Origin of the sequence: Enterobacter sp. K16B (assembly GCF_020216105.1) — a bacterium.
Taxonomy (GTDB): Bacteria; Pseudomonadota; Gammaproteobacteria; order Enterobacterales; family Enterobacteriaceae; genus Enterobacter; species Enterobacter sichuanensis.
In genome coordinates this window covers 1-5,216 of record NZ_JAIWJZ010000074.1, presented here as the reverse complement: position 1 = coordinate 5,216, position 5,216 = coordinate 1, and the positions used below count along the sequence as shown (strand labels likewise).

6 protein-coding genes and 1 pseudogene are annotated in these 5,216 nt (G+C 54.8%); 1 reads left to right on the top strand and 6 read right to left on the bottom strand.

The features are described from left to right. Positions 1-26 precede the first annotated feature (26 nt). Complete coding sequence (gene folA, locus LDK53_RS14555; protein ID WP_008502023.1) at positions 27-506, top strand: type 3 dihydrofolate reductase; 480 nt, start codon at positions 27-29, stop codon at positions 504-506. Positions 507-545: 39 nt separating this feature from the next. Here folA and apaH read toward each other — a convergent pair whose 3' ends face one another. From apaH to LDK53_RS14525, 6 genes and pseudogenes are all read right to left on the bottom strand, one after another. Beyond that, a complete protein-coding gene (apaH, locus tag LDK53_RS14550; protein ID WP_225287454.1) occupies positions 546-1,394 on the bottom strand; it encodes a bis(5'-nucleosyl)-tetraphosphatase (symmetrical) ApaH in 849 nt (282 codons plus the stop codon). 4 nt (positions 1,395-1,398) lie between these two features. Further along, a complete protein-coding gene (gene apaG, locus LDK53_RS14545) occupies positions 1,399-1,776 on the bottom strand; it encodes a Co2+/Mg2+ efflux protein ApaG (RefSeq protein WP_025758021.1) in 378 nt (125 codons plus the stop codon). A 3-nt stretch (positions 1,777-1,779) separates the two neighbouring features. Then, positions 1,780-2,601 carry a 16S rRNA (adenine(1518)-N(6)/adenine(1519)-N(6))-dimethyltransferase RsmA gene (rsmA, locus tag LDK53_RS14540; RefSeq protein ID WP_059385874.1) on the bottom strand — a complete coding sequence of 274 codons (822 nt, stop codon included), beginning with the start codon at positions 2,599-2,601 and terminating at the stop codon, positions 1,780-1,782. Beyond that, a complete protein-coding gene (pdxA, locus tag LDK53_RS14535) occupies positions 2,598-3,584 on the bottom strand; it encodes a 4-hydroxythreonine-4-phosphate dehydrogenase PdxA (protein WP_095449627.1) in 987 nt (328 codons plus the stop codon). Before pdxA ends, rsmA begins: the two co-directional genes overlap by 4 nt. Further along, the gene (surA, locus tag LDK53_RS14530; RefSeq protein WP_047957733.1) at positions 3,584-4,870 is read right to left on the bottom strand and encodes a peptidylprolyl isomerase SurA; all 1,287 of its coding nucleotides are present in this window, start codon (positions 4,868-4,870) and stop codon (positions 3,584-3,586) included. The genes pdxA and surA overlap by 1 nt, the downstream gene beginning before the upstream one ends. Before the next feature lie 53 nt (positions 4,871-4,923). Then, positions 4,924-5,216: pseudogene (locus LDK53_RS14525) on the bottom strand (LPS-assembly protein LptD); the annotation flags it as partial.

Sequence of the window (5,216 nt, the reverse complement as noted above, 5' to 3'; positions counted from 1 at the left end):
AATTTTTTGCATCCGGGAAATTTTCAATGATCAGTCTGATTGCAGCGCTGGCGGTGGACCGCGTTATCGGTATGGAAAATGCCATGCCGTGGAACCTGCCTGCCGATCTTGCATGGTTTAAACGTACTACGTTAAACAAGCCGGTAGTGATGGGCCGCCTGACCTGGGAGTCGATTGGTCGTCCATTGCCGGGCCGGAAGAATATCGTTATCAGTAGCCAGCCAGGCACTGACGATCGCGTCGAATGGGTAAAATCTGTCGACGAGGCGATTGCTGCGTGTGGCAATGCCGAAGAGATCATGGTGATTGGCGGTGGGCGTGTATATGAACAGTTCCTGCCAAAAGCGCAGAAGTTGTATCTGACCCACATTGATGCGGAAGTGGAAGGGGATACCCATTTCCCGGACTACGATCCGGACGAGTGGGAATCCGTATTCAGCGAATTCCACGACGCGGATGCTCAGAACTCCCACAGCTACTGCTTCGAGATTCTGGAACGTCGTTAAATGATTTACCCTCTCCCGGTTGGGAGAGGGAATGACGTATCAGGAGGCAACGGCCTCGTCTTCCCCTAAGTCCAGCTGTCGGTTGGATGGCTGAACAAAGTAAGCTTTATCTTCCCAGCGCAGGCTGGTTAACTCTCCGCCCCAGCAGCATCCGGTATCCAGACCGTAGATCCCCTCCGGTGTCCCTTTTCCTTCCAGTGCCGCCCAGTGACCAAATACCACGCTGTACTCGCTTGTCACCGGCCCCGGAATGGCAAACCACGGCTTGAGCGGGGCTGGCGCGCTTTCCGGCGTCTCTTTGGAATACATGTCCAGCTGCCCGTTCGGGAAGCAGAAACGCATCCGGGTGAAGGCGTTGGTGATAAAGCGCAGACGAGCCAGGCCGCTGAGATCCTCGCTCCAGTGGTTCGGCATATCGCCGTACATGGCATCAAGGAAGAAAGGATAGGAGTCGCTCGCCAGCACCGCCTCCACGTCACGCGCACAGGTTTTCGCCGTCTCCAGATCCCATTGTGGCGTGATCCCGGCATGCGCCATGACCAGCTTTTTCTCTTCGTCGATCTGCAGCAAGGGCTGACGGCGCAGCCAGTTAATCAGATCGTCGGCGTCCGGCGCATCCAGCAGCGGAGTGAGGCGATCTTTAGGCTTGTTGCGACTGATCCCGGCGAAGACCGCCAGCAGATGCAGATCGTGATTGCCCAGCACCATGCGTACACTGTCGCCGAGTGATTTTACGAAGCGCAGAACCTCCAGTGAGCCAGGGCCACGCGCGACCAGATCGCCCGTCAGCCAGAGCGTGTCCTGCCCTGGCGTAAAGTCGACCTGTTTTAATAATGCGATCAGTTCATCGTAGCAACCGTGAACGTCGCCAATCAGATATGTAGACATTAGATTAATGAATGAGTGTTGTAACGGCGAGACGGAACACAGGAATGGCAACGCGGAATCCATTGCCATCGACGTCGACCATTTCATAATGGCCTTGCATGGTACCCATCGGCGTTTCAATCACTGCACCGCTGGTGTACTGATACTCTTCACCAGGGGCGATGTGGGGTTGTTCACCGACCACACCCTCTCCCTGAACTTCGATTTCGCGGCCATTGCCGTTGGTAATAAGCCAGTAGCGCCCACGCAGCTGCACAGGCACCCGCCCCAGATTACGAATGGTCACAGTGTAAGCAAAGACAAAACGTTCTTCATCCGGCGAGGATTGCGATTCAACATAGACGCTTTGTACATGGACACATACGCGGGGCGAATCAATCATGGCTTAACTCTCCTTCGGCGGCGCATTTTCGCTGATGTAATTAGCCAGCTTGCAGTACTGCTCTACGGAAATGTTTTCCGCACGCATTGCCGGGTCGATCCCCAGTTCCGCTAACACCTCAACGGTGAACGAATTGCTCAGACTGTTGCGGATCGTTTTCCGGCGCTGATTAAAGGCTTCTGTGGTGATGCGGCTCAGTACACGCAGATCGTGAACCGGGTACGGTTTCGTTTTATGCGGCACCAGGCGTACAACCGCAGAATCCACTTTCGGTGGTGGCGTAAAGGCGGATGGCGGAACTTCGAGAACCGGGATCACGTTGCAGTAATATTGCGCCATCACGCTTAAACGACCATACGCTTTACTGTTCGGGCCTGCAACCAGACGGTTCACCACCTCTTTTTGCAACATGAAGTGCATGTCGGCAATGGCATCAGTATAGCTAAACAGGTGGAACATCAGCGGGGTGGAAATGTTGTACGGCAGGTTGCCGAACACGCGCAGCGGCTGACCCATTTTCTCTGACAGCTCGCCAAAGTTCATGGTCATGGCATCCTGCTGATAAATGGTCAGCTTCGGCCCAAGGAACGGGTGCGTTTGCAGGCGTGCGGCCAGATCGCGGTCCAGTTCGATGACGGTCAGTGCGTCAAGGCGTTCGCCGACCGGCTCGGTCAGCGCGGCAAGGCCCGGGCCGATTTCGACCATCGCCTGACCTTTTTGCGGGTTAATAGCCGAGACAATGCTTTCGATCACGAACTGATCGTTAAGGAAGTTTTGCCCGAAACGTTTACGGGCTAAGTGGCCCTGATGGACTCGATTAGTCATTGAGTATTAACAATCATTTTGATGGCGAGATTAAGCGCCGTAATAAAACTGCCGACATCCGCTTTCCCCTGGCCTGCCAGATCCAGCGCAGTACCGTGGTCAACGGACGTTCGAATAAAGGGTAAACCGAGAGTGATATTCACCCCGCGGCCAAAGCCCTGGTATTTTAGCACGGGCAGGCCTTGATCGTGGTACATCGCGAGCACGGCATCGGCATTATCCAGGTATTTCGGCTGGAAAAGGGTATCAGCAGGCAGCGGCCCGCTTAAGTGCATCCCTTTTGCGCGCATTTCTTCAAGGACCGGAATAATGGTGTCGATCTCTTCGGTACCCATATGCCCGCCTTCGCCGGCATGCGGATTCAGGCCGCAGACCAGAACGTGCGGCTGCTTGATGCCGAATTTGGTTTGCAGATCATGATGCAGGATCCCGATGATCTCCCGCAGCAGTTCCGGGGTAATGGCATCCGGAATGGCTCTGATGGGCAGATGGGTTGTGACAAGCGCAACACGCATCGCCTCCGTTGCCAGCATCATGACGACTTTCGGGCTGTGCGAGCGCTCTTCAAAAAACTCCGTATGTCCGGTAAAGGGAATACCCGCTTCGTTAATGACGCCTTTGTGGACCGGGCCGGTAATCAGGGCGGCAAATTCACCCTTCAGACAACCGTCGCAGGCACGCGCAAGCGTTTCAACGACATAGTGACCGTTTTCCGTGCTGAGCTGGCCCGGAATAACAGGCGTACGCAGGGGAACAGGAAGAAGCGTGAGCGTACCGGCTTGCTGTGGTGCAGGCTGTTGACCTTCAACGTAGGGGATGAGCGTTAAAGGCAGACCGAGCAGCGTTGCCCGGTCTTGTAACAGTGTTGCATCAGCGCAGACGACCAGCTCCACCGGCCAGTTGCGCTGGGCAAGCTGAACGACGAGGTCAGGCCCAATCCCGGCGGGTTCGCCGGGCGTGATCACAACACGATGCTGTTTCATTAGTTGCTCAGAATTTTTACGTAAGCGCTGGCGCGTTGTTCCTGCATCCAGGTTGCCGCTTCTTCAGAGAACTTACGGTTAAACAGCATACGGTAGGCTCTGTCTTTCTGCGCCGCATCGGTTTTATCCACGTTACGGGTGTCCATCAGCTCGATAAGGTGCCAGCCAAATGAAGAGTGTACTGGCGCACTGATCTGGCCTTTGTTCAGCTTCATCAGGGCATCACGGAATGCAGGATCGTAAATATCTGCAGCCGCCCAACCCAAATCGCCGCCCTGGTTAGCAGAGCCGGGATCCTGAGAGAACTCTTTTGCCGCATTTGCAAACGAGGTTTTACCGCTCTTAATGTCAGCAGCAATCTGTTCAAGCTTTGCACGTGCCTGATCGTCAGTCATGATCGGTGACGGTTTCAGAAGAATGTGGCGAGCATGCACTTCGGTGACAGAAATACTCTGGCTCTGTCCACGCAGATCGTTCACTTTCAGAATATGGAAGCCCACACCTGAACGGATTGGACCGACGATATCGCCTTTCTTCGCCGTGCTCAGTGCCTGAGCGAAGATGGAAGGCAGCTCCTGAATACGACCCCAGCCCATCTGGCCGCCTTTCAGCGCCTGCTGGTCAGCGGAGTAGGTAATGGCCAGCTTGCCGAAGTCACCGCCATTACGCGCCTGCTCTACAATGGAACGCGCCTGGCTTTCGGCTTCCGCAGCCTGGTCGGAGGTTGGATTCTCAGGAAGCGGGATCAGAATGTGGCTCAGGTTCAGCTCTGTACTGGCGTCATTCTGGTTGCCCACCTGTTTTGCCAGCGCGTCCACTTCCTGCGGCAGGATCGTGACGCGGCGGCGCACTTCATTGTTACGCACTTCCGAAATCAGCATCTCTTTACGGATCTGGTTACGGTAGGTGGCATAACTGATACCGTCATAGGCCAGACGGCTGCGCATCTGATCTAAAGACATATTGTTCTGCTTCGCGATGTTCGCGATGGCCTGATCGAGTTGCTCGTCAGTGACCTTCACGCCCATTTTCTGACCCATCTGCAAAACGATCTGATCCATGATCAGACGCTCCAGGATCTGGTGGCGCAATGTGGCGTCATCCGGCAGCTGCTGACCTGCTTCGCCGGAATTGAGCTTCACCGATTTCATCAGACCGTCAACGTCACTTTCGAGCACAACGCCGTTGTTAACCACAGCGGCGACTTTATCAACAACCTGGGGGGCCGCGAAGCTGGTATTCGCAACCATAGCGACACCGAGCAGCAGCGTTTTCCAGTTCTTCATACTTTTTCCATTTCAATTAACCGCAAAGCGGATTACGTTGCAAATCAAGCACATTACAAGGAACTGCGGTAAGGCAGAATGTTCGAGCGCAGCATCTGCTGCGTGCCCAGGCCATAGTTGGAGCTCAGGCCGCGCAGTTCGACATTGAAGCCAATCACGTTATCGTATTTGCTCTGATTGTTGTCAGTATTCCAGCCGTTAAGCTTACGTTCGTAACCGACGCGCAGCGCGTAGCAGCAGGAGTTATATTGCAAACCGACCATCTGGTCGGCAGGCTTACTGGTATTGGTGTCAAAGTAGTAAGCGCCTACGATTGACCAACGGTCGGCGATAGGCCAGCTTGCTG